Genomic DNA, 22028 nt, shown 5'->3' with positions numbered 1-22028 from the left:
GGTTTTTTTCAGTTTACCTTTGATTCGTTTTCCATTTCCCAAAGCTTTTCGAAAAAAGGCTGACCTTTTATTAGGTTTTCGCAAAAAGCTAGGTGCTTGTCCGACCAGCCTTCAATTGTTTCGTTATACAGCATGTCCCAAATCTCTTCAAAGCTCATCCTTTTGATTTGTTCATACATATGCGGATTCCACTCTGTGTACCAGTAGCCGATTTCAGCCCGGTTTTTCAGCCCTTTTAATTGGTCAAGCGCCATAAACATCAGCTGCTTGATTTGCCGTTCTTTTCTAGTCAGTCCTCTGACATGTTCTGGTGCTAATGATAAGATGTGATATTCCTTGGAGGATTCCAGCTTCTTTGGCTCAAATTCATATGTTTCAGGCTCTACATCTTTCACCATTTCATAAACGAGCTGCTCCTGTCTTGGGATCAGACGGCTTTTTCTGACAGGGATCGTGTAGCCGATCGTGTCGACAGCTAAAATGCCGATTCCGTCTGTTACGACAAAACAATACTCAAGCTTTGTCCGCTCATGATTTTTCCGAATGTACGATTTCTGATGTACGTCTTCAAGCAAACCTTTCGGAAGCTCTGACAAATCGTTTTCTATGTAATGAAACAGTACTGACGGCACCCTTAGCAGCGGCACCTGATCCAAAAGCTCAACCGTATCTTCCTTGCGCCATTCGTGAAAGTGGCATACATTGTAGCCATTTTCTTCCCCTTCAAACCAATTGACCCACACATCATGAAGAAATAACATCTCTAACCCCTCACTTTTATAAAAACTGTTGTCCACAGTATAGGCAAGGGATAGAGAAATTATTCCAAAGAGATTGAGGAAATCTGGAATCACTAGTTTTATGTAAGAATCACAAAAAGCAGATCTCTTTGTATATTTTCTGACAAAAGGAGACCTGCTTTTTTTCTGATTTGGTGATATTTTATAACAGATATGATATTCATTTTTATTTAATATTTTTCGGGTCAAGCGCATCCCGCAGGCCATCACCGACAAAGTTGAAGCATAAAACGGTCATTAAAATAAATAGCCCGGGAAATAACGGGTACCACCATGCTTGAATCATTAATGTAAAGTTTTGAGCATCCTGAAGCATGTTTCCCCAGCTAGCGATTGGCGGCTGGATACCGAAACCCAAATAGCTTAGCGTTGATTCAGCTAGAATGACACTGCCTACTTTTAGAGTAGCGGAGACAATAATTGGTCCAATACAATTCGGTAATATATGCGAAAAAATAATTTTGTGATTTTTTGTGCCTATTGTTTTAGCAGCCAATACAAATTCCCTTGACCTTAGAGATAAAAACTCACCTCTGACTAGTCTCGCTGTTGTAGTCCAACCCGTCAAAGAAAAAATCAAAATTAACTTATCCATTCCGGGTTGAAAAATTGTAACCAAGGTAATAAGCAGAAAAATATCAGGAATAGATAAGACTACGTCGACAGCCCTCATTAATACAGCATCTACTATTCCTTTAAAGTACCCTGCTACAGCTCCAACAACCGTACCTATAGTAATCGCACCAATTACTGAAGCAAAACCGACTAATAAAGACACACGAGCTCCATATAACACCCTTGTAAATATATCTCGCCCAAATTTATCCGTTCCCATTAGATTTTTAGGGCTTGGCGGCTTCAGTTTGTTTAAAAGTGATTGACTCTCAGGTGAGTAAGGCGCAATAAAAGGGGCAAAGACTGCCATTAAAATAATAACTGTTAATATGATACCCCCAACAACAGCAAGCTTATTTTTGAAAAATTTCTCAAAAAAGATCCTAGTCATTGTTTCTGGTTTTTTTCTAATATTTTCTTTTAGCTTTACCTCATTAGAGGAAGCCGCAGTGTTTGGATGTGCCATATGTGTCTCCCCCTTTTAATATTCAATTCTCGGATCAACTAATGCATACAAAATATCTGCAATCAAGTTCCCCAGTACAACCAAAACAGCAGAAATTACAGTCATGGCCATAATAACCGGATAATCTCGAGAGAATGCCGAATCAATAAATAACTTCCCTAATCCCGGCCAAGTAAAAATCTGTTCAACTACTACAGCACCGCCAATAAATGAAGGGATCATCAATCCGAAAATTGTAATAACAGGCAGAAGGCCATTTCTCAATCCATGTTTGAAAATAACTTTATTTTCCTTAAAACCTTTTGCACGAGCTGTTCTAATATAATCCTGTTTTAATACATCGAGCATACTAGATCGAGTATAACGAGTAATACCTGCCATATCAGCAGTTGCTAAAACAAACGCAGGTAAAATTAAATGATGGAGCCTGTCAATAATGCTAAAGTCAGCGTTTAAAGTGCTGACACCCCCCGTAGGAAACCAGCCGAGATTTACGGAAAGAACCATTATAAGAATTAATCCGAACCAGAAATTTGGTATTGCCAGCCCTAAAAATGACGTGACAGTTATACCATAGTCAAGCTTAGAATAAGGGCGTTTTGCAGAAAGAACACCGAAGGGAATTGAAATCAGAAGAGCAACAAGAGTTGAAAAAACCATAAGCACCAGAGTATTCGGTAAACGTGAAAGGATTAGATCGGAAACTGGTGTCCCCTTTTTTTACAATAGATGTCCCAAAGTCGCCTTGGAGCATATTTCCTAGCCATTTTAAGTATTGAACAGGTTCTGGATCATTGAGCCCGTACTTTTCAATAAATTTCGCTCTGTCAGCTTGGCTGATTGTCGGATCCATCATAAGTGACATCGGGTCACCTGGCGCCGCTTTCATTATCGCAAATGATAAAATTGTAATGCCCAAAAGAATTGGCAGAGACATTAATGTTCGACGAACAATATATGTAACCATATTCTTGTCCCCTTTTCTAAAATAGGATAAAGAGGAAAGGATGCTTGCTTGATCCTCCCCTCTCTAGGGATTTAATTATTATTGTTCAAGCCACCATTTTTCAATATGATATAAGTCATTTTTCGGATGGAATACATATCCATTCATGTTTGTCGGGATTGCCCTATGATAATTGTAATAAAACAGGAATGAATAAGGCTGATCCTCAGCAATCAATTTATAGATTTCTTCATATTTTTTCTGATATTCTTTTCTATCTGTAATAGACTTAGCTTCTTCTAAAAGTTTATCGACTTTAGGATTCTTATACCATATGTTGTTTAATCCGTTCTTAGATTGACTGGAGTGGAAAATCGAAAATTGATCTGGGAATGTAGCCAAGCTCCAACCGAGCAGTAGTGCATCATAATCCCAATTCGGTGCGCTTGTTTGTTCAATAAGAGCACTAAATTCTACAATTTGCGGTTTTGCTTCAATTCCTACTTCTTTAAGTTGCTGCTGAACAACAACTGCTAAATCCTCCCGAATCTTATTACCCTGGTTAGTTTTAATGGTAAATGAAAATTTCTTTCCGTCCTTATCAAGGTAACCGTCTCCATCTGTATCTTTCCATCCTGCTTCTTCCAAGAGCTTTTTAGCCTTTTTAGGATTGTAATCAAATGTAGGTACATCACCTTTTGGATAGTTCCAAGAAAGCGGACTTTCAGGAACATTTGCAACTTTACCATCACCGTTTAACACCTGATCTACCATTGCTTTTCGATCAAGTGCATACGTAAGAGCTTGGCGGACTTTTTTGTCTTTAAATAATTCGTTTTTTTCATTCCATCCAATATAGCTGTAGTTCAAACCAAGATCTGATTTAACTTGCACATTATCAAATGTTTTAACTGTCTCAAAGTCTGTGCCTGGTACAACAAAGAAGTCAATATCTCCAGCTTTTAATTGAGCAACAGCTGCATTAGAATCAGGAATCGTCTTAACTGTCACTGTATCTAAATACGGTCTTCCGCCATAATAGTCATCATTTGCTTCAAGTTTTACATAATCGCCCTTCTTCCATTCAACAAACTTGAATGGACCCGAACCAATTGGATTCTTCCTGTTAAATTCATTTTCTCCTAAATCTGCAACTGGCACTTTCCCTAAAATGTGTTTAGGCAGAATACCGTAACTGTCTAAAACAACATTGTAAAAATACGCATCCTTTTTCTTTAATTTAAATTCAACTTCATAATCACCTTTTTTTGTAACAGATTTTAGTGATTCAAAACCAGAACCCCGTTCACCATTATAGTCCTTGTTTAAAGGGATGCTATAAGTGAAAACAACGTCATCGGCTGTAAGTTCTTTTCCATCATGGAATTTTACACCTTTTCTAATTTTGACATCATAAGTCAGGCCATCTTTGGATTCCGTTACTTTCTCAGCTAAAGCAGGTTTCACATTTAGTTTTTCATCCGTTTCTAATAATGTACTATAGATCATCCCTTCAATATCTGAACTGGAAACGTCTGTAGAATAGAGTGGATTAAACAACGTTGGCTCCCCAGTTGAACCAACAACCAAATCCCCGCCTTGTTGCGGTTTGCCTGCTGATTTTTTCTCGCTGCTGTTGCTTGATTTTGATCCCGAGCAGGCTGATAAAAAAATGGCCAGAACCATCAATACACTTAGCATCATCAGTGCGGTTTTCCGTCTTTTCATTAGATATTCCCCCTCTTGAAATGTTCGTTCTTCTCAGCTGTTGTTTATGTAGTGTGCATACCCCCTCTCAAAGCTGTGCGGGCAACATTAGCTATAAAGGTGACAAGCCACAAAGTGGCTGGGAGCAGCTACTTTAAATTCTGGTATTTGTTCCTTGCATATCGGTTTTGCAACAGGACATCTTGTGTGGAATACGCAGCCTTTTGGCGGGTTGGCCGGACTTGGCAGTTCTCCCTTCAGGACAATGCGTTCACGTTTGACAGATCCTCTTTTTCTTGTAACCGGAACGGAGGATAAAAGCGCTTGGGTATATGGGTGAAGCGGGTTGTCATAAAGCTCATGCTTGCCGGTCAGTTCCATCATTTTGCCAAGATACATTACTCCGACTCTGTCGCTGATATGGCGGACGACACTCAGATCATGAGAGATAAATAGATACGTAAGATTAAATTCTTCCTGTAATTCCTCCATCAAGTTAATCACTTGGGCCTGAATGGATACATCAAGTGCGGAAACCGGCTCATCTGCAATGATCAGCTCTGGATTCAAAGTGAGTGCTCTGGCAATGCCGATCCGCTGACGCTGGCCGCCTGAAAACTCATGGGGATAACGGCCGGCAAACGACGGGTGAAGCCCTACTCTTGCAAGCAGCTCTTCAACTTTTTCGTTTCGTTCACGCATGGTATACATGTTGTGCGTATTAAACGGCTCCTTTATGATGGAACGCAGGGTCTTTCTCGGGTTTAACGAAGCAAATGGATCTTGGAAAACCATTTGAATATTTTTGCGGACACTCTTCCGCAGCTTCTCCTCTGACAGATTGGAAATATCCTGCCCTTTAAAAAGAATTTGACCCTCTGTCGGTTTGTACAGTCTGATCATCGTTCTGCCGGCAGTCGATTTTCCGCAGCCCGACTCTCCAACGATTCCGAGTGTTTCTCCTTTTTTTAACGAAAATGAAACACCATCCACCGCTTTTACATCACCGACTTTTCTTTGAAAAAGGCCTGACCGGATCGGAAAGTATTTTTTTACGTCACGAAGCTCTAAGATTGTTTCTTGATTAGCTGCTGTCATGATTGTTCGGCACCCTCTTCCTCATATAAAAAGCATCTCACCGTTCTTCCGCTTTTGTGTGTCAAAAGCGAAGGCTGATTTGTCCAGCACTTATCCATAGCTTTCGGGCACCTTGGGGCAAAACGGCACCCCGGCGGCAGATTATCCGGTGTAGGCACACTGCCTTTAATCGCATTTAATTTATCAATCTCTCCATCTATAACAGGAATTGACGTAAGCAGGCCTTCTGTATACGGATGAAGCGGTTCTAAAAATAAGTCATCAACGGTAGCGTTTTCTACGACTTGTCCGCAGTACATGACAATTACTCTATCGGCAGCCTCAGACACGACACCTAAGTCGTGTGTGATGAGAAGAATCGATGTATTGAACTTCTGACAGAGATCTTTCATGAGCTCCAGCACCTGGGCTTGTATTGTCACATCCAGCGCTGTCGTTGGTTCATCGGCAATGAGCAGTTTAGGATTACAGCTCAGTGCGATGGCAATCATCACCCTCTGTCTCATACCGCCGGACAGCCGATGCGGGTACTCCTTCATAATTTGCTCCGCCCGGGAGAAACCGACCATCTGCAAGAGTTTAACAGCTCGTTGATGGGCTTCTTTTTTCTTCATGTTTTTATGGTAAATCAGCACTTCGGTAATTTGTTCTCCGATTGTTAACACCGGATTAAGGGAGGTCATTGGTTCCTGAAAGATCATGGATACTTCGTTACCGCGGATTTTGCAATAATCGTTTTCAGTGAATGAGGTGAGGTCTTTGTCTTCGAGTTTAATAGAGCCGTCCATGATTTTTCCGCCTGAGCTTTGGACGAGGCCCATAATTGATAAAGAAGTAATGCTTTTTCCGGAGCCCGATTCACCTACAAGCGCGACGGTTTCGCCTTTGCTGATGTGAAAATCGACTCCGTCAACCGCAGGGATCGGCTCCTTTTTCCTGAAAAAATAAGTCTTTAAATTATTCACTTCTAAAAGTGTGCTCATGCTAGCTCCCCTTTCCCCCCTCTTGTCGTCAAACGTTTTCAAGAGAAAGCAATCCCCTTATTCAGAAATAATAAATAATATTGAATTATCGAAAAATTTTATAGTTGTATATTATTACAATCATTTTGCAAAATCAAGAATTTTTTAGGATAAATGTAATATTATTAATGAAATTCCATTATTTTATCCTTTTAAAGCATTGCATCCAAAAAGGTTTCAGCAGGAATGGACAGTCCGTCTGCGGCGCTTGCCTTGCTGGCGGTTAAATATTTTTTTACAATATTGAATCCAACTGCGTATCCAAGCATTTTCGGCTGATATCCTTTGCCGAATAACAGCTGGGGAAATAATCGATTATCCCGTTTGATATCCCGATGGGGCGCAATCTTTTTTTCATATAAAGACTGAAGCTGTTCCGGTGTATACCAAGTCGTCCATTCAGCCGTTTGACTTCGGCCGAACCTCTCATAAACAGCATATTCCGCCAGCCCTTCCATGATGATTGTATCAAGTAATGTGACATCCTTTTCCTCTTTTGTCAGATGACCTAACCGGCAAACGTGATGATACTCATGCGTCATAAGGGCAGATACCGACCCAAAATCTAAATCTGACGAAAGAAAAAGAAACATTTTGTCTTGAAAGGCGAGTCCTGATTTTGATCCGAATTCTAAACGGATTCTCCTGTTTCGTTCATCAACCGGCAGCGTGACAATTGGTACATTAGGACCTTGCCATTTGTTTTTGAGGTACTGTTCTTCCTTTTGGATATGTCCGTAAAAACCTTTTTCCTTCAGCTTGGAAACAGTCTGAATACCCTCTTTTATGTTTTTAAACATCCCATGATGCTGAAGATGCCCCAGAATGCCCTTCCAGTTCTTTTTCTCCGCACCTGAAAAAAGCGGGATAATGTAATGCGCCAAATCATCTATTGAATCAGCCTCCCTGAGCCAGCTATATGTTTGTTCTACACTCATGTGATCGCCTCCTCTTTTAATCCTATGCACACAAAAAAAACCGGCTACCCTTTAAGGGCAGCCGGTTTGGCTTGATTATGATTGATATTTCTTAAAGATTAATGTTGCGTTGTGTCCGCCGAATCCTAATGAGTTGCTGAGAACATAATTAAGTTCCTGTCTGCGGGCTTCATCAGGCACATAATCCAAATCACATTCTTCGTCAGGTGTTTGAATATTGATTGTCGGCGGAATCACGCCTTCTTTAATGGCCAGGATAGAGAAAATGGCTTCAATACCGCCGGCTGCTCCTAAGAGGTGGCCTGTCATCGATTTTGTAGAGCTTACCGCAAGTTTATGCGCATGCTCACCGAAAACGGTCTTAATCGCCATTGTTTCGTATTTGTCGTTGTAATACGTGCTTGTCCCGTGAGCATTGATGTAATCAATTTCCTCAGGTGCAATGCCTGCATCTTTAATGGCTTCTTGCATCGCTCTCGCTCCGCCTTCACCGTCTTGGGCCGGTGCTGTGATATGATAAGCGTCTCCGGTTGAGCCGTAGCCGACAATTTCTCCGTAAATTTTAGCGCCGCGGGCCAGGGCATGCTCAAGTTCTTCAAGAACGATAATCCCTGCACCTTCCCCCATGACAAAGCCATCACGGTTTTTATCAAACGGGCGACTCGCTGTTTTCGGATCTGGATTAGTAGACAGCGCTTTGTTGGCACTAAAGCCGGCGAATGACATTCTTGTCAGCGGCGCTTCTGTTCCGCCTGTGACCATCACGTCTGCATCACCACGCTGAATAACCTTAAACGCGTCACCGATGGAGTTCGTTCCTGTAGCACATGCTGTAACCGTACAAGAGTTCACCCCTTTTGCTCCTAATGCAATAGAAATCTGGCCTGTCGCCATGTCAGGAATCATCATTGGCACGAAAAACGGGCTTACCCGCCTTGGGCCTTTTGTTAAGAAGATTTCAAATTGAGACTCTAGTGTTTCAAGTCCTCCGATACCGGAGCCTACCCAAACACCGACTCTCGGCGCGATTTCATCGGTAATGTTAAGATCTGCATCTTCAACCGCCATTTTCGCAGCCACAACCGCATATTGTGTAAAGCGGTCCATTTTTCTGGCTTCTTTTTTATCCATATAATCTTCAACATTAAAATCTTTTAATTCAGCGGCAACTTTTGCCGGATATTCTTCAGCGTCAACACGAGTGATCGGACCGATTCCGGACACACCGTTGATTGCGTTATTCCAACTTGTATCGACGTCGTTGCCAAGTGGAGATAATGCTCCAAGTCCTGTAACAACTACTCTTTTTTTAGTCATCTTGTGTGCACCTCACCTTTTTTTATCGGCCCCAGCGGATAGCAATGGCGCCCCATGTTAGTCCTCCGCCGAACCCTACCATAACGACCACATCGCCGTCTTTGATTTTACCGGCTTCCAATTCTTCTACAAGAGAGATCGGAATGGATGCGGCAGAAGTATTTCCATATTTATGAACAGTTTTAGACATCTTTTCGACAGGAAGCTCTAAACGCTCGCGAGCAGCTTCCATGATACGGATGTTCGCCTGATGCGGAATCAAAAAGTCGACATCCTCTTTTGAAAGTCCGGCTTTTTCAATGACATTTACGCATGATTCTCCCATTTGGCGGACTGCAAATTTGAAAACTTCTCGTCCATTCATGATTGTATGTCGTTTTTCATTCAGATACAAGTGCTGACCGCCTGTGCCGTCGGCTCCTAGTTCAAATGAAAGGATTCCTCTGTCATCACTGACTGGTCCGACTACCGCAGCGCCTGCTCCGTCTCCAAACAGAACGGCTGTATTGCGGTCTTCCCAGTCGGTAATGCTTGAGAGCTTCTCTACACCGACAACTAGAACATGCTTGTAGGTTCCGGATTCAATAAATTGTTTACCGGTTACAACCCCGTACATGAAGCCCGCACAAGCCGCGCTGATATCCATAGCACACGCTTTCTTCGCGCCGAGCTGTTCTTGAATCATACAAGAGACCGTAGGAAATGACTGATCAGGTGTAACAGTTGCAACCAAGATCATATCCAGATCCTCAGCAGCCACTTCAGCTTGTTCCAGCGCATTTTTCGCTGCAGCAAGAGCCATATGTGATGAAAACACATCATCTGCTGCGATTCTTCTTTCTTCTATTCCTGTTCTTGTACGAATCCACTCGTCAGAAGTTTCAACCATTTTTTCAAGATCATGATTTGTTAAAACCTTCTCAGGAATGTAACGTCCAACACCAAGTATTCCAGCTTTCATAAGGGAAGACTCCTTTATATCTTAAATTTAGAAGATCAATCAGGTTGTGATCAATTATTAGTATCAGGTACTAATTCTATCCTATTTTTTTTCACATGGCAATATATTCGTCTAAACTATCAGTTCATCTTACTCATAGAGTATGGTATATGGAAAGGAGGCGTATGCAGTTGGATGTGTTTTCAAGAATGATGTTCGGCGATGCAGCAAAACCAACAGAAGAGAAGGAGGAACAGCAAGAGGAGGTTTCTCAGGTTTCTCAGGTTTCTCAGGTTTCTCAGGTTTCTCAGACAAACGACGAAGAGACGATTAATTACATGCATATTATGGACCAAATCGGTTCAATTATGAACTCTCTTGATCAAATCAAGCCCGCTTTAAAGGAGCTTGCGCCCATGCTCTCCGCTATTAAAAAGAAAATCATGTGAAAAGCCACTTTCAAAAAAGTGGCTTCTTCTTATTCTGTTTCAGATTTAGCGTCAGACTTGCCAAGCTCATAAGCTTCCGCCATTACCGTTGTAAATAGATTCATAAACGGCTGGATGGCCTCCATTGAGAGCTCAATGCCTGATTTCTCAAGCTGTTCTTTCGCTTCAGGGAGATATTTCATGGCAATTTGCAAGAATTCAAGTGATTTTTCGTGCTGCATGTGACGTCACTCCATTACTCGTTTTTTGGCAGCTCGCCTGTTTTGTTGTATGTTTTGATCAGCTTGGCGATTCTTTGCTGAAAGTCTTTGTCGACGAGCGGGCTGAATGTTCCCATCTCAACGACTCCCGTATTCAGGTCGTAGTAATGATCGCCGCCCTCAAGGGTGCCTTTATTAAATTGTTCAGCAATGATTTCATAGGCCTTGTCCACATTTTGCACCGTGCTGGTTAATACGGTATTCTCGCCCAGATCCGATTGATCTGTGACGTAGCCAATGGCATAAAGACCGTCTTTTTTGATTTGCTGAATAACAGGAACATTATACCCGTCTCCGGCGGGATACACAACATCCGCGCCTTCGTTCTTCATTTTCTGATAAAGCTTTACTGCTGTTGTATCATCATCCCAATGATCCGTATATTTCGTATTTACCTCTATATCCGGATTTTCATACTTGGCCCTTTGATAAAACCGTCCACCTCAGGCTGCCACGTAAAGGAAGCAATTACACCGACCTGATTCGTTTTCGACATATGGGCAGCAGTCATTCCTCCAAAAAAGCCCATTGCTTCCCCGCTAAAATGGACACTCGTTACATTATCAGCTTTCGCTTTCGCATTGGAAATGACGAATTCCATATCTGGATAATCTTCGCCGACCAAGTTAAACACCTCAGCATATTCACTCCCATGGCCGTAGAGCAGATTGACGCCCCTCTTATGAAAATCCTCAATCGCATTTATGATATCTTCTTCTGTTTTAACGCCTTCTTTATAATAGACGTCCACATTGTATTTGGATTGTATATTCAGTAATCCTTTATACCCTTTTGTACCCCATACGAGGTCATTAATCGTATCAGGAAAGAGCATGCCGACCTTCTCAATTTTTCCTTTGAACGGAGTTTGTCCACATCCACTCAATAAAAGGAGGACAGAAAAGATCATGACAAGCCTTGTGATCAAGTCATGTTCAACTCCTTTTGACAAGCTATAACATGTTTATTTTTATACGTTTATTGTATCTAGAAAACTCGAAACATGGAAGGTTTTTCTTAATATTTGTCGAAAATTGATGAAAATTGTCTTTTCCACTCGATAATTTTTGTTTTTGCTTCTTCTTTTGAGGTTTTTTCTGTGACTTGCAATTCAAAAAACTGATCTTTGCTATGACGGCTTGATCCTAACAGGAATCTCAGCAACTCGTCAGCCACGTCGTTTGTGTAATAGCCGTCTTCCTCTGTTTCTTCTTTCCATGGCCCATACATTTTCGGCAGGATCACGGTTTTTTCCGAGCCTGTTTTTTCACGTTTTTCCCATTCTTTTCGGTCTTCTTCATATACTAAAATATAAGGAGAATCACATTGGTCTAAAGGCAAAAAACTTCCGAACTGGATACAAATTGTATCATAATTTTGGTCTCCAATGTGTTCAAGCTGGCGAAAGAGTTCATTTCTCCCAAGCCACATGAGTCTTTCTTCTAAGTACATTTGTCTCATTTTATCTTCTGTTTCCGCCAGAACAACGTCAACATGTATGCCTTCATCCATCATTCGCTCACATAATGAAAGGCCGAAAAATTCGTCCGCACCTACAATCAGCGTTGATTCCATTGCATCTGCCGCCCTTCCGGTTTTTCATTTCCCAAAATAAAACAGCCTCCGCAAAAGAGAAGGCTGTTGTCATTATATTCTCTATAATTCTTTTTCATGACTGTGAAAGAATTTGCAAATTGATGCATAAATTCTGCTTGGATGCTCAAATAAATGAAATGTCATGTCGACCGGTGAGCCTTGCTTTTGCTGTTTTTCCTTGAAAACTTCTGCATGTACACTGTAGGGATATGGAGATCCGGTCATACGCTGCCATATATGAACCGGTACGCTGCTCGGGTAGCTTTGAATTGTTTTATAACGAAGCGCTTCCGCTTCTTTTTCAGAAATTCCGTAGCTTTTCGAAACTTCTTTCAAAAATTGCTTATAGAAAAATTTATTTTCTTTTTCCGATTCATAATGTGCCTGAAGATCGAGACAAGGATTCAACATTGCGGCTGAGCGGATATGATCCGGGGAAAAACGAAGCAGTTCATCGGCCACGAGAGCACCCATGCCTTCTGCTAATATATGAATCTTCGGATTGAGGATTTCCTGCTTCAGCACAGAATGTATCAGCTGTTTGGCATAGGTGACTGCTTTTTCCGCCCCCCAATGCCTTCCGAACAGATTGCTGTTAAAAAGAGTATATCCTTCATTCCTCAACATGCTCAGAAGCTGATTTCTGCCGTAATGCTGCTGCCAAAAGCTTGAATCATGTCCGACAAAGTGGGTTCTGTCCCCCAAGATAAAGATGCCGAAGCCGTTCGGGCGATAGGGCAGATGAATGACATTATGCTCCGTTCCCAGTTGAAAGTATCTTTCCGTTATTCCCATCGCTTGCCCGCCTCCTTTCACACTTCATCTCACGCTATCTTATGTAAATAGAAAAGAAACGAATAAGGTAAAGTCCTAGCCTTTTACATTTTTGGCTATTATACTGATTGACGTTTTTTATATTTTACCATTAAAGTGTGACGAATCAGACTCTTTTGTCACCTCACTTTCTGCTAAAATTGGATTCCCCCTTCGCTTTTTGTATGGTATGATAACTTTTAGAATAGAATGAGAAGGACGAGGTGGAAACGTGCGATATATTATTGCCTTTATTTGGACGTTCCTTTTATCACATATGGCATGCTACTTGGTTGCAAGCATGAACAGCGTTACGTATAATTTCAAAACATCATCTGTCATTGCTGTTGTACTGTATGTCTTAATCATGGTTTTAGCAGAAATCATGCCTATGAACAAAAATGCAAGCCAGCATTAAAAAGCCAAAAACCCAAAACATTTATTGTTTTGGGTTTTTTAGTGGTCACGGCTTTCTTTTGTAGGTCCACAGCCGGTTGTGGTTTGATGTTTCGGGAAACATTTCCCCTGCTGACAGATGGACCTTTTGAGGGTTTTTAACCATACTCCCTGTCTCGCCGATTTCTACGTAGACACCGTTATTAGGCGCTTTCTGTCCGGGCCGGAATTGGTGCTGCTGTCCCACTGTTTTTCCTCCTTTTCCTTTTTGCTGTAGTATGCGCCTAAGCGGCTGTGAATATGTTGCCATCAAAAAAACTGCTGAGTTTGGCTCAGCAGTTTTTTGATGATTCACCTTTATATAAAATGGCCTTCAGCAGTGCTTTTTGCACATGAAGACGGTTTTCCGCCTGCTGGAACACTGCAGAGTTCGGCCCGTCAATAATCTCCGCAGTCACTTCTTCCTCACGATGCGCAGGGAGACAATGTAAAAATGTATAGTCAGGCTTGGCATGGCTGACTAGCGCCGCATTCACCTGATAAGGCGCAAAGACAGCAAGACGTTCTTTCTCTTCCGCTTCCTGCCCCATGCTTGTAAACACATCAGAATAAATCACGTCCGCGTCTTTTACAGCTTCAATCGGATCATCTGTCAGCGTGATAGAAGAGCCGGATTGAAGTGCATATGTCTTTGCCGCTTCAGCTGCTTCATCTAACACTTCATATCCCTTTGGTGAAGCGATCGAGATATCACAGCCCATTTTCGCGCAGCCGATCATCAAGGAGTGCGCCACGTTATTTCCGTCACCGATGTATGCGACTTTTACGCCTTTAAGCTTCCCTTTTATCTCCTTAATCGTCAAGAGATCCGCCAGCGCCTGGCATGGGTGGTATTTATCGGTAAGTCCATTGATCACCGGAATGTCAGCTTCTTTGGCAAGTTCCTCCACCTTTTCATGTTCAAAGGTCCGGATCATGATGGCATCCACATAGCCTGACAGCACTTTTGCCGTATCAGCGACAGTCTCACCGCGCCCCAGCTGCAGATCTTTCTGGCTTAGAAAGAGGGCGTTCCCGCCCAGCTGCGCCATGCCCGCTTCAAATGAAACACGGGTCCGCGTTGATGATTTTTCAAAAATCATCGCCAAGGTTTTGCCATGGAATATAGGCTGAATTTTGTTTTGTTTCAGCTCACCGGCTTCTGCGAGCAAGGCGTTTATGTCCTGTTCACTAAGGTCCTTTAACGTTAATAAATCTTTTCCGTATAAACTGGTTTGCGTCACTGTGTGCATGATGCCACTTCCTTTTTATAGAGGTCTTTGAGAGATACAGGTTGCGGATGGCCTGAACTGCTTTGTAAGAACGCCCGCACAGTTTCTTCTTCTGTAAAGACAGGGATGCCGTGCGTCATGGCTTCCAAACGTTCTTTGCGTGCTTCTTCAGAACCGCTCAGATTGATGTGGAGCGATTTTCCTTCCTGTTCCATCCATGAGACAAATGTCCCTTCATGTATTGTAAAACCTGCGTTTTCTGCTAACTCCTTCACATCTTCCGGAACGTTTTGCAAATAAATGCTTCCTTTTTGACTCCAGACTCTTGTATAGATTTTTTTCAAGGCGCTGTTGGCATCATATGCGACACACATGCCTTCTCCCGTTGATTTCATTTCCGGCCCAAGCTTGACATCCACATCCTGGATCGCATGAGAAGAAAAAACAGGGAACTTCACGGCAACTCCATGATGATTTTGAACTGCCGGATTTAGATCTTTTAAGGACGCTCCCGCCAGCAGACGTGTGGCGAGCGGAATCATCGGAACGCCCATTACTTTGCTGACGACAGGAACCGTGCGGCTCGCTCTAGGATTCACTTCGAGAACGAGTATGTTTCCATTGTCGATCACAAATTGGATGTTCATGATGCCTTTAAATGAAAGTTTTCGAGCAATTTTTTGTGCGGCATCTTTCATGCCCTGCTGCAGCCCGCTCGTGATGGACGGTCCCGGAAGAATGGCAAAGCTGTCCCCCGAATGGACACCTGCCCGTTCAATATGCTCGGTATATGTCGGGATAAAGACATCCTCGCCGTCGGAAATCAAATCAATTTCGACTTCCTTTCCAGACACATACTGATCAATCAAAATCGGATATGGCATGCTGTCCTCATCATTCAGCAGCTGAGAAAGCTGGGCTTGCGAGTCAACAATGATCATGCCCATTCCGCCGATAACGTAAGATGGACGAATTAACACCGGATAGCCAATCTCACTGGCTTTTGAAGCGGCTTCTTCTTTTGTATAGGCAATTTCTCCTTTTGCGTGCTTCAATCCCAGCTCGTCAAGAAGCTGATAGAATTGATCCCGATCCTCTAACACGTCGAGCGTTTGAAATGATGTGCCAAGAAGAGTGATGCCGGCTTTCTCGAGCGCTTCAGCAGCATTGATTGCAGTTTGGCCGCCGAATTGCACAATTGCAAAATCAATATTTTCCTGCTCCGCCACGTTTACAATATGCTCCGTTGTCATCGGTTCAAAATACAGGCGGTCCGCAATTTCATAATCGGTGCTGACCGTTTCCGGGTTATTGTTAATCATGATGGTTTCGAACCCAAGCTCTTGCAGTGTCAGCACACCGTGAACAGCACTGTAATCAAATTCAACGCCTTGGCCGATCCGAATCGGGCCTGATCCGATAATGAGCGCGCGTTTTTTCTCTTTGCGGCTGATGTCTCCATCGGTCTCTCCGAAATATGTGGAGTAAAAATAGTTTGTTTTTGCATCAAACTCTGCCGCGCATGTATCTACGATTTTAAAGGAAGGCGTAATGCCCATCTCCTTGCGAAGCGCGCGCACCTCTTCTTCTGTTTTGCTGATCAGCGAGGCAATCGTTGCGTCTGAGAATCCCTTTTCCTTTGCTTTCTTCAATAATTCAAAAGTGAGATCGCTCCCTGCTTCCATCAGGCGGTTTTCCAATTTGATGATGTTGTCAAAGGTATGAAGGAAAAACGGATCAATTTTTGTTTTTTCATGGATGTCATCAATCGAGACGCTGCGGCTCAACAGCTCCATGACAACGAAAAATCTGCGGTCATCCGGAGTGATTGCCAAACCCCATAGCGTATCAATTGACAACCCGCTGAGCTCTGGAAGGTGTGTCCCGATATTTTTTAATTCAAGCGACGCGGCTGCCTTTTGTATCGCCGCTTCTAAATTCCGTTCAATCGCCATCACTTCACCGGTGGCTTTCATTTTTGTGCCAAGCTTGCGATCTGCGTTTTTGAATTTATCAAACGGCCAGCGCGGAAATTTGACGATCACATAGTCCAGTGCCGGTTCAAAGCTTGCGTAAGTCGAGCCTGTGAGCGGATTTTTCAGCTCGTCAAGGGTGTATCCGACTGCCAGTTTCGCGGCCATCTTCGCAATCGGATAACCGGTCGCTTTAGATGCGAGAGCCGATGACCGGCTTACACGCGGATTCACTTCAATGACGTAATATTGCTTGCTGAATGGATCAAGCGCGAATTGAATGTTGCAGCCGCCTACAACATCAAGTGCTGAGATGATCGTCAGACTTGCTGTCCGCAGCATTTGATAGTCTTCGTCTGTCAATGTTTGTGACGGCGCCACAACGATAGAGTCACCTGTATGCACGCCGACCGGATCGATATTTTCCATATTGCAGACGGTAATGCATGTGTTATTGCTGTCACGCATGACTTCATATTCAATTTCTTTAAAACCGGCAATGCTTTTTTCGACAAGGCATTGATTGATCGGACTTGCTAATAGCGCCTGTTTAATCATAGCTGTAAAGGCTTCTTTATCAGGGGCGATTCCTCCGCCCTTTCCGCCTAATGTGTAAGCCGGTCTGATAATAACAGGAAAACCGATGGATTCCGCAAAATGGAGGGCATCGGCCTCGTTATCAACAATTTCACTCTCCGGCACGGGCTGTTTTAATTCATTCATTAACGAACGGAATTTTTCCCGGTCTTCTCCTTTTTGTATCGTTTCAACGGATGTGCCGAGAAGTTTGACGCCGTGCTCTTTTAAAACACCCGTTTCTTCAAGCTCCACCGCTAAATTCAACGCGGTCTGACCGCCTAAATTGGCAAGAAGCCCATCAGGCCGTTCTTTCTTAATGATGGCTGTCAGGCTTTCTGCTGTCAGAGGCTCAAAATAAATTTCATCAGCGAAGGCTTCATCAGTCATAATTGTCGCCGGATTGCTGTTGACGAGAATCACCCGGTAGCCCTCCTCCTTCAGCGCGATGCAACCTTGAGTGCCTGAATAATCAAATTCTGCTGCCTGCCCGATGATGATCGGGCCTGAGCCGATTACTAATATGCTTGAAATACTGGTGTCTTTAGGCATGCGCGATTTCTCTCCTTGCTGGTATCACATTCTTTAGATAATCATCAAAAATCCATTCGCTTTCCGCCGGTCCGGGATGTGCTTCCGGGTGGAATTGAACACTCATGACAGGCAGTTTTTTATGGACAAGCCCTTCAACTGACGTATCATTGACATGATGAAACCTGATCGTGAGCTCTTCTTCATTAATCGACTGTTCATCAACCACATAGCTGTGGTTTTGGCTTGTCATAAAGACCCGTTTCGTCTCACGGTCGATGACCGGATGATTAGCTCCCCTGTGCCCGAATGGCAGCTTAAAAGTATTCCCTCCGACCGCGAGCGCGATCAGCTGATGTCCGAGACAAATGCCGAGAGTCGGAAAGCGGCTGATGATGCTTTTGATCTTTCCTAAATATGGCTGAATGGCTTTCGGATCTCCAGGTCCGTTCGATAGCACAATGCCATCGGGTTTGATGTTGTATACGGCCTCCATTTGCTGGTATGGCACCACGGTAACCTTGCAGCCTCGTTTGACAAGTGATGATGCGATTGACTTTTTATAGCCAAAATCAATGAGAGCGATGTGTTTATTCCCGTCGCCAAATGTGCTGATTTTCTGGGCGGAAGCCTGCTCTGCCACATTCTCTGGTTGAAGGGCAATCTCAGCTCCTTCTTTAGAGGTTGTGACTGTCGCACCCATCGTCCCGTTTGCCCGGATTTTCTTCACGACAGCCCTCGTATCAACATGGGTTAACAGCGGAATGTTCCATTTCTGTAAATACTCCTTGAGGCTGTATACCGCTTCATAATGAGAAAAGTGATCACACGCCTCATAGACAACCGCGGCTTTTACTTGCGGTTTCTTGCTTTCAAAATCCTTTTCATTTATGCCGTAGTTGCCAATCAGCGGGTAGGTAAATACTATAATCTGTCCCTTATATGATGGATCTGTCAGCACTTCCTGGTAGCCTGTCATTCCTGTGAAAAAAACAGCTTCTCCCGTGCAGTTTTCATGACCGTCCAGCTCGCCGCTGAACGATGTCCCATCTTCTAACACTAAATAACCTTCCATCTAACAGCCCACCTCTTGATGAATAATTAATTATAAAAATGAATTTTTATGCCTTTATATCGAAAAAAAAAATCACTGGTTTACAGCGGAATGATGAGCGATTGCCTGTTTCAGCTTGCTGACGGCTTCTGCTATTTCATCCTTAGTCACGGTGAGCGGCGGCAGCAGCCGAATCACGTTCGGGCCGGCCGGCAATACAAGCAAGCCTAATGTCTGCAATTCAGCAATAATGTCAGCAACCGGGCCATCACACTCAATTCCAAGCATTAATCCTTTACCTCGGATTTGTTTAACAAAAGGGCTCTTTAGCTCTGCCTCAAGCTGTTCTTTTAAAAGCGCCCCTTTGTCAGCAGCCTCTTGCAAAAAGTCAGGCTGGAATACAATTTGCAATGTGGCATTCACAGCAGCCATCGCCAGCATGTTTCCTCCGAAAGTCGTTCCGTGAGAACCAGGGGTAAACGCTTCTCCAAGTTGTTTCTTTCCGATGACAGCGCCGACCGGAAAGCCGTTTCCCAATCCTTTGGCGACTGTGATGATATCCGGTGAGAGTCCGAAGTGCTCATATGCGAAGCCTTTTCCCGTCCGTCCGATGCCGGTCTGGATTTCATCAATGATGAGAAGGGCTTGCTTTTCCTTGCAAAACGACTGTACGGCTGATAAAAATTCAGCACTCGCCGGATTGACTCCTCCTTCTCCCTGCACTGTTTCAAGCATCACCGCGGCAATATCGTCTTCCTCCCCAAGAGCTTTAAAAGCAGAAGGATCATTGTATGGCAGGTAGTGAAAGCCTTCAAGCATCGGGCCGAAGCCTGTTTTGATTTTATCCTGTCCGGTCGCAGCCATCCCTGCATACGTGCGGCCATGGAACGACTGAAGAAAAGTGATGATTTTTGTTTTTCCAGTTGCTTTTCTGGCAAGCTTTATCGCACCTTCATTCGCCTCCGCGCCGCTGTTGCAGAAAAAGACAAGATCTCCTGCACTATGCGCTGCCAGCTTCTGCGCCGCTTGCTCTTGGAGACTGTTTTGAAACAGGTTGGATACGTGCCATACGCTGTCAAGCTGTTTTTTGACTGCCTCTGTCACCGCTTCATGACAGTGTCCTAGATTTGATACCGCAATCCCCTGAATGAAATCGAGGTACGTTTTGCCGTTTTGATCCTCAACGTACGTTCCCTTTGCTTTTTTGATGTCAATATCCCAACGGCCGTAGGTTTGAAACAAGCTGCTCATGAAACAGCCTCCTTTGCTTTGACGATTTTTGTCCCTTGAAAGGTTTGTTCTGCGAAGAATGATCCTTTTCCGTTTACGATCATGACTTCAGACACCTGATCTGATAAAGCTGACAAGGCTGAATTGACCTTCGGGATCATCCCTCCTGTGATCACTTCCTGCTTGATCAGCATCTGAATCTCCTTAGAGGTCAGGACGTCCAGACGCTGCTTTTCCTTCATGATTCCATCGACATCCGTGACGAACATCAGCTTATCGGCTTCAAGCGCTCCGGCGACTGCTGAAGCAGCCAGATCAGCATTTACATTCAGCGTTTTGCAGTCGCTTGTCATAGACAGCGGCGCAATAACGGGGATGATGCCATTTTCCATCAGCGCGTTCACCATGGACGCATCGACTTTTTTGATTTCTCCCACTTCTCCGTATGTTTCCGGATCTAGATAATCAGCCTCCAAAAGACCGCCATCCTTACCAGAAATGCCTGCGGCTCGCAGTCCGTGTTTGGCAAGCTCAGCAACGAAAAATTTATTGACAGAACCGGATAAAACCATTTCCGCCACTTCCAGCACCGGCTTCGTTGTTTTCCTCTGTCCGCCCGAAAACTCTGTCTTGATATTTAACCGTTTCAGCATATTTGTGATTTCCGGTCCCCCGCCATGTACGATCGCCAGCTTCCAGCCTGACGCCATCAGCTCTTTCAGATTTTGAAAAAATTCCTCCGACAGCTCACGGATGACACTTCCCCCGCATTTAAAAACGATTGTTTTCTTCATTTCGCTCCCCTTTATTACGTGCGATAGCTCGCGTTAATTTTGATATAGTCATAGGTCAGGTCACAGCCCCACGCTCTCCCGTTTCCGTCCCCCTCATCCATCTTGATGACAATGGTGATTTCATCTCCTTCAAGGTATTCCTTGGCGAGAGATTCAGAGAATGGCTGAGGTTCGTTATTCTTAAACAGGCATTGGCCGCCAAGATAAACCTCTACTTCTTCTGCCGTCACCTGTGCTGCGGAGTGTCCGATGGCTCCGATGATCCGCCCCCAGTTGGCATCTGTTCCGTATACTGCCGTTTTTACAAGATTTGAGCCAACAATCTTTTTGGCAATGACGTTTGCATCAAGATTATTTTTTGCCCCCTGTACTTGGGCTTCAATTAGTTTTGTCGCGCCTTCTCCGTCTCTGGCAATCTCTTTAGCCAGATCCTCACAAGTGAGCAAGAGCGCTTTTTTAAAGACCGGCCAGTCTGGATGGTCTTCTGTCAGGCACTCGTTTTCGGCGCAGCCATTCGCCATAACTAATACCATGTCGTTCGTGGATGTTTCTCCGTCAACTGTGATTTGGTTAAATGAAACGTCAGTGATTTCCCGAAGCGCCTTTTGCAGCGCTTTTTCTTCGATTGCCGCGTCAGTTGTCACAAATCCCAGCATCGTGGCCATGTTCGGGTGTATCATCCCTGAGCCTTTGGCCGCTCCGCCGATCGTGACTGTTTTGCCGCCGATTGCCAGTTCATAGCACGTCTGCTTAATCACCGTATCGGTTGTTAAGATCGCTTCTTCAAAATCGCCTGATCCCGCAGGTGTTTCTTTCAGCAGCTCGATCCCCGCGTGGATTTTTTCCATGTCTAAATGCTCGCCGATGACGCCAGTTGATGAAACAGCGACAAGCTCCGGCTCAATGCCAAGCTGTGAAGCAAGGCTCTCCCGCATTGTGTATGCGTCCTTTAAGCCCTGTTCTCCCGTGCAGGCATTGGCAATGGCACTGTTGACGATGACGGCTTTCAGTGTCGGTCCGTGCTTTAAGCTGTCTTGTGTCACTTTGATCGGAGCAGCCTGAAAGTGGCTTTGGGTATAAACCGCTGCGCTCACAGCCGGTGTCTCGCTGATAATGACGCCGAGGTCTTTTTTCGAGTAACGCAGCCCGCAATGCACACCCTTTGCCTGAAACCCTTTTGGCGAGGATACATCACCTGTTACTTTTACAATTTGATCTTCACTTAACTGAATCATG

The 22028-nt window shown here is 43.9% G+C and carries 20 protein-coding genes and 2 pseudogenes; 2 read left to right on the top strand and 20 right to left on the bottom strand.

Annotated elements, in window-relative coordinates:
• Positions 1-8: 8 nt before the first annotated feature.
• From AC0OMA_RS06380 to fabH, 9 genes and pseudogenes are all read right to left on the bottom strand, one after another.
• Positions 9-761 (bottom strand): YjbA family protein, encoded by a 753-nt coding sequence (locus AC0OMA_RS06380; RefSeq protein ID WP_003239298.1) that lies wholly within the window; start codon positions 759-761, stop codon positions 9-11.
• 205 nt (positions 762-966) lie between these two features.
• Entirely contained in the window at positions 967-1881 is a 915-nt protein-coding gene (gene opp4C / locus AC0OMA_RS06375; RefSeq protein WP_474221986.1) for an oligopeptide ABC transporter permease, read from the bottom strand.
• A gap of 15 nt (positions 1882-1896) precedes the next feature.
• Positions 1897-2848: pseudogene (locus tag AC0OMA_RS06370) on the bottom strand (ABC transporter permease).
• 78 nt (positions 2849-2926) lie between these two features.
• Positions 2927-4555, bottom strand: coding sequence for a peptide-binding protein (locus tag AC0OMA_RS06365; RefSeq protein WP_187955979.1), 1629 nt, complete (start codon positions 4553-4555; stop codon positions 2927-2929).
• An 87-nt stretch (positions 4556-4642) separates the two neighbouring features.
• On the bottom strand, positions 4643-5632 hold the full coding sequence (appF, locus tag AC0OMA_RS06360) for an oligopeptide ABC transporter ATP-binding protein AppF (protein ID WP_474221985.1): 990 nt from the start codon (positions 5630-5632) through the stop codon (positions 4643-4645).
• Complete coding sequence (gene appD, locus AC0OMA_RS06355; RefSeq protein WP_322840032.1) at positions 5629-6615, bottom strand: oligopeptide ABC transporter ATP-binding protein AppD; 987 nt, start codon at positions 6613-6615, stop codon at positions 5629-5631. The genes appF and appD overlap by 4 nt, the downstream gene beginning before the upstream one ends.
• A 191-nt stretch (positions 6616-6806) precedes the next feature.
• A complete protein-coding gene (locus AC0OMA_RS06350) occupies positions 6807-7592 on the bottom strand; it encodes a DUF2268 domain-containing putative Zn-dependent protease (RefSeq protein WP_309529712.1) in 786 nt (261 codons plus the stop codon).
• A gap of 75 nt (positions 7593-7667) precedes the next feature.
• Entirely contained in the window at positions 7668-8909 is a 1242-nt protein-coding gene (gene fabF, locus AC0OMA_RS06345) for a beta-ketoacyl-ACP synthase II (protein WP_003244890.1), read from the bottom strand.
• 22 nt (positions 8910-8931) lie between these two features.
• Complete coding sequence (gene fabH, locus AC0OMA_RS06340) at positions 8932-9870, bottom strand: beta-ketoacyl-ACP synthase III (protein WP_015483083.1); 939 nt, start codon at positions 9868-9870, stop codon at positions 8932-8934.
• Between the two features lie 164 nt (positions 9871-10034).
• Here fabH and yjzB point away from each other — a divergent pair, with 164 nt between their 5' ends.
• Positions 10035-10298 (top strand): spore coat protein YjzB, encoded by a 264-nt coding sequence (gene yjzB / locus AC0OMA_RS06335; protein ID WP_322840031.1) that lies wholly within the window; start codon positions 10035-10037, stop codon positions 10296-10298.
• 29 nt (positions 10299-10327) lie between these two features.
• Here the strand turns inward: yjzB and comZ are convergent, their stop codons facing one another.
• The 4 genes and pseudogenes from comZ to AC0OMA_RS06315 all read right to left on the bottom strand — a co-directional run bounded on the left by comZ (position 10328) and on the right by AC0OMA_RS06315 (position 12949).
• Complete coding sequence (gene comZ / locus AC0OMA_RS06330; RefSeq protein WP_003224559.1) at positions 10328-10519, bottom strand: ComG operon transcriptional repressor ComZ; 192 nt, start codon at positions 10517-10519, stop codon at positions 10328-10330.
• 14 nt (positions 10520-10533) lie between these two features.
• Positions 10534-11486: pseudogene (gene med / locus AC0OMA_RS06325) on the bottom strand (transcriptional regulator Med).
• Between the two features lie 89 nt (positions 11487-11575).
• Complete coding sequence (locus tag AC0OMA_RS06320) at positions 11576-12133, bottom strand: hypothetical protein (RefSeq protein ID WP_322840030.1); 558 nt, start codon at positions 12131-12133, stop codon at positions 11576-11578.
• Positions 12134-12214: 81 nt separating this feature from the next.
• On the bottom strand, positions 12215-12949 hold the full coding sequence (locus AC0OMA_RS06315; RefSeq protein ID WP_474221984.1) for a hypothetical protein: 735 nt from the start codon (positions 12947-12949) through the stop codon (positions 12215-12217).
• A 250-nt stretch (positions 12950-13199) separates the two neighbouring features.
• On the opposite strand from AC0OMA_RS06315, the gene AC0OMA_RS06310 reads away from it, so the two are divergent.
• Positions 13200-13385, top strand: coding sequence for a YjzD family protein (locus AC0OMA_RS06310; RefSeq protein WP_003245236.1), 186 nt, complete (start codon positions 13200-13202; stop codon positions 13383-13385).
• Positions 13386-13430: 45 nt separating this feature from the next.
• On the opposite strand, the gene AC0OMA_RS06305 is transcribed toward AC0OMA_RS06310, so the two are convergent.
• The 7 genes from AC0OMA_RS06305 to argJ all read right to left on the bottom strand — a co-directional run bounded on the left by AC0OMA_RS06305 (position 13431) and on the right by argJ (position 22027).
• Entirely contained in the window at positions 13431-13610 is a 180-nt protein-coding gene (locus tag AC0OMA_RS06305) for a YjzC family protein (RefSeq protein WP_003245356.1), read from the bottom strand.
• Positions 13611-13695: 85 nt separating this feature from the next.
• Positions 13696-14655 carry an ornithine carbamoyltransferase gene (argF, locus tag AC0OMA_RS06300; protein ID WP_100506189.1) on the bottom strand — a complete coding sequence of 320 codons (960 nt, stop codon included), beginning with the start codon at positions 14653-14655 and terminating at the stop codon, positions 13696-13698.
• On the bottom strand, positions 14643-17735 hold the full coding sequence (locus AC0OMA_RS06295; RefSeq protein WP_474221983.1) for a carbamoyl phosphate synthase large subunit: 3093 nt from the start codon (positions 17733-17735) through the stop codon (positions 14643-14645). Before AC0OMA_RS06295 ends, argF begins: the two co-directional genes overlap by 13 nt.
• Positions 17728-18789, bottom strand: a complete 1062-nt coding sequence (locus tag AC0OMA_RS06290; protein ID WP_474221982.1) for a carbamoyl phosphate synthase small subunit — start codon at positions 18787-18789, stop codon at positions 17728-17730. Before AC0OMA_RS06290 ends, AC0OMA_RS06295 begins: the two co-directional genes overlap by 8 nt.
• A gap of 72 nt (positions 18790-18861) precedes the next feature.
• Complete coding sequence (locus AC0OMA_RS06285) at positions 18862-20019, bottom strand: acetylornithine transaminase (RefSeq protein ID WP_474221981.1); 1158 nt, start codon at positions 20017-20019, stop codon at positions 18862-18864.
• Complete coding sequence (gene argB, locus AC0OMA_RS06280) at positions 20016-20792, bottom strand: acetylglutamate kinase (RefSeq protein WP_339202494.1); 777 nt, start codon at positions 20790-20792, stop codon at positions 20016-20018. The genes AC0OMA_RS06285 and argB overlap by 4 nt, the downstream gene beginning before the upstream one ends.
• A 14-nt stretch (positions 20793-20806) precedes the next feature.
• A complete protein-coding gene (gene argJ, locus AC0OMA_RS06275) occupies positions 20807-22027 on the bottom strand; it encodes a bifunctional ornithine acetyltransferase/N-acetylglutamate synthase (protein ID WP_474221980.1) in 1221 nt (406 codons plus the stop codon).
• Position 22028: the final 1 nt, after the last annotated feature.

It is taken from the genome of Bacillus sp. AMCV2 (assembly GCF_056033925.1).
This window is presented reverse-complemented; position numbering and strand designations above follow the sequence as displayed.

Bases quoted from the DNA above. Each gene is read 5' to 3' on its own strand.
- AC0OMA_RS06380 (WP_003239298.1), bottom strand. From the start codon at position 761: ATGTTATTTCTTCATGATGTGTGGGTCAATTGGTTTGAAGGGGAAGAA.
- opp4C (WP_474221986.1), bottom strand. From the start codon at position 1,881: ATGGCACATCCAAACACTGCGGCTTCCTCTAATGAGGTAAAGCTAAAA.
- AC0OMA_RS06365 (WP_187955979.1), bottom strand. From the start codon at position 4,555: ATGAAAAGACGGAAAACCGCACTGATGATGCTAAGTGTATTGATGGTT.
- appF (WP_474221985.1), bottom strand. From the start codon at position 5,632: ATGACAGCAGCTAATCAAGAAACAATCTTAGAGCTTCGTGACGTAAAA.
- appD (WP_322840032.1), bottom strand. From the start codon at position 6,615: ATGAGCACACTTTTAGAAGTGAATAATTTAAAGACTTATTTTTTCAGG.
- AC0OMA_RS06350 (WP_309529712.1), bottom strand. From the start codon at position 7,592: ATGAGTGTAGAACAAACATATAGCTGGCTCAGGGAGGCTGATTCAATA.
- fabF (WP_003244890.1), bottom strand. From the start codon at position 8,909: ATGACTAAAAAAAGAGTAGTTGTTACAGGACTTGGAGCATTATCTCCA.
- fabH (WP_015483083.1), bottom strand. From the start codon at position 9,870: ATGAAAGCTGGAATACTTGGTGTTGGACGTTACATTCCTGAGAAGGTT.
- yjzB (WP_322840031.1), top strand. From the start codon at position 10,035: ATGCAGTTGGATGTGTTTTCAAGAATGATGTTCGGCGATGCAGCAAAA.
- comZ (WP_003224559.1), bottom strand. From the start codon at position 10,519: ATGCAGCACGAAAAATCACTTGAATTCTTGCAAATTGCCATGAAATAT.
- AC0OMA_RS06320 (WP_322840030.1), bottom strand. From the start codon at position 12,133: ATGGAATCAACGCTGATTGTAGGTGCGGACGAATTTTTCGGCCTTTCA.
- AC0OMA_RS06315 (WP_474221984.1), bottom strand. From the start codon at position 12,949: ATGGGAATAACGGAAAGATACTTTCAACTGGGAACGGAGCATAATGTC.
- argF (WP_100506189.1), bottom strand. From the start codon at position 14,655: ATGCACACAGTGACGCAAACCAGTTTATACGGAAAAGATTTATTAACG.
- AC0OMA_RS06295 (WP_474221983.1), bottom strand. From the start codon at position 17,735: ATGCCTAAAGACACCAGTATTTCAAGCATATTAGTAATCGGCTCAGGC.
- AC0OMA_RS06290 (WP_474221982.1), bottom strand. From the start codon at position 18,789: ATGGAAGGTTATTTAGTGTTAGAAGATGGGACATCGTTCAGCGGCGAG.
- AC0OMA_RS06285 (WP_474221981.1), bottom strand. From the start codon at position 20,019: ATGAGCAGCTTGTTTCAAACCTACGGCCGTTGGGATATTGACATCAAA.
- argB (WP_339202494.1), bottom strand. From the start codon at position 20,792: ATGAAGAAAACAATCGTTTTTAAATGCGGGGGAAGTGTCATCCGTGAG.
- argJ (WP_474221980.1), bottom strand. From the start codon at position 22,027: ATGATTCAGTTAAGTGAAGATCAAATTGTAAAAGTAACAGGTGATGTA.